The sequence below is a fragment of the Actinoplanes sp. NPDC051633 genome, from assembly GCF_040681735.1.
Taxonomy (GTDB): domain Bacteria; phylum Actinomycetota; class Actinomycetes; order Mycobacteriales; family Micromonosporaceae; genus Actinoplanes.
Genome location: NZ_JBFAZH010001338.1, coordinates 1 through 1,937, shown reverse-complemented (window position 1 = coordinate 1,937; position 1,937 = coordinate 1). Strand labels below are relative to the sequence as shown.

General features: G+C 69.3%; 2 protein-coding genes. Both read right to left on the bottom strand.

The features are described from left to right. A partial coding sequence (locus AB0M20_RS40730; RefSeq protein WP_364306569.1) for an NAD(P)/FAD-dependent oxidoreductase occupies nt 1–492 on the bottom strand: 492 nt, incomplete at its 3' end. Nucleotides 493–576: 84 nt separating this feature from the next. After that, nucleotides 577–1,937: HAD-IC family P-type ATPase (locus AB0M20_RS40725; RefSeq protein ID WP_364306567.1), on the bottom strand; the 1,361-nt coding region annotated here is incomplete at its 5' end.

Here is a 1,937-nt window from a genome sequence, read left to right as displayed (position 1 = left end):
ACCGGGACGCCGGTACTCGGCGCTGTGCAGCTGAACTACGTCACCGGATAGGTCGGCAGCCAAGCTGGGAACGACCGGTGTCTGGAACGGGCCGGTCGCGATCACGACCTGGCGAGCCGCAAGGGAGCCTGCGCCGGTGTGGACGACGAACCCGTCGGCCACTTGCTCGACCCGGCTGACTGCACAACCCAATCGAACCGGGAGGCCGAAGCGAGCGGCGTAGTCGCGCAGGTAATCCGCCACCATGTCTTTGGTCGGGTGGTCGCGGTCTCGGGCGGGAAACGGCATGCCGGGAAGCCCGTCGTACTGCGCGGAAGTGAACAGGCGGAGCGAGTCCCACCGGGTCCGCCACGACTCGCCGACCTCTGCTCCGGCGTCGAGAACCAGGAAGTGGGCGCCCTGACGGGAGAGGTGGTAAGCCACGGCGAGTCCCGCCTGGCCGGCGCCGACGACGATGACGTCGAGGACTTCTGAGGAAACGGTGGTCTTCATCGGGTCTCCTTCGGTTGGATGGTTCTTGCTGAGGGTGCTGCCGACCCGCCTCTGGGTAGGCGGGCCGGCAGCGTCGGGGGTGGGTCAGGACGCCTGCATCGTGAACGGCACCGTCACGACGTCGCCGTCAGCGAGCCGGAACTGGGCCCACAGCTGGTACACGCCGGGGGTGTCGAACTCGGCGTGCACGTCGAGCTCGGGACCGAAGGTCTGCCCGGGGCTGGCAAACACCGGGCGTCCCTTGCCGTCTTCGAGCTCGGCGTGCTCGTGGGCGAACGTCTGCGCGTCGGCCTTCATCACCACGACGTGGCCCGCTGCGGCCAGGAACGGTTGCAGGTCGTCGACCGGTTCCCCGGTGGCCGCGTGGGTGAACGTGAAGTGCAGGTCGCTGGGTCCACCGACGACCGCCTCCCCGCCCAGCTCGACCTCGACACCGTCAACGACCGCGGTCCGAGGGCCGGCGGCCAGGGTCACCGGTTCCGGGACGTCACCGGCGACCGTGACCAGCTGACGCTGGTGCACGTCAGCCATCTCGCCGCGCTGCCGGAACTCGGTGTTCACCACGTACGTCCCGGCGGTCGGGAACGTCACCTCGATCTGCAGCTCACCGGGCCGCCCGGTCGGTTCCGGGTGGACGTGAGCGAACGTGCCGAGGTCTTGGCGGGTCGCGATGAGGTGCATCCACGCCTCGTGGCTACGGGTCAGGTCCGTGACGGGCTCACCGGTCTCGGCGTCGACCACGGTCGCGGTGACTGTCGTCGGCACCCCCGGGCGGGTCGCGTCGGGAACGTCCAGCTGGACCTTGAGCCCGGCCTCAGCGGCTTCGGTCGGCGGGACCTCGGCGGTCATCATCGTCGACATCGCCGGCCGCATCGGCATGCCGGTCGTCTGAATCCACGCCAACGTGCCGTTCATGCCGCGCTCGGCGAAGTCCATCCGGCTGACGGCCGTCAATGTCGCACCGATGGTGAGCGCGACGACCGCGATCGCGGTCAGGTACGCGTACTGGCCGACCCGCTGCTTCAGCGGCGGGTGCAGGATCTCATCGACGGAGGCGGGTCGGCGGAACCGGCGCAGCCGCAACGCGTTCGACAGCACGCTGACCGAGCTCATCGCCATCGCAGCGGACGCCAGCACCGGGTCGAGCAGCAGCCCGTCCCACCAGTACAGCGCACCGGCAGCGACCGGAATGAGCAGAATGTTGTAACCAAACGCCCACGCAAGGCCCTGCTTCATCGTCGTCACGGTGCGCCGCGACAGGGCGATCGCGGACACGATGCCGCGCAGGTCGCCACCGATGAGCGTGATGTCGGAGGCGGCGATGGCCACGTCAGCGCCCGTGCCGATCGCGATACCGAGGTCGGCCTGAGCCAGAGCGCCGGCGTCGTTGATGCCGTCGCCGGCCATCGCGACCACATGACCTTGTTCCTGCAGCCGAACCACGG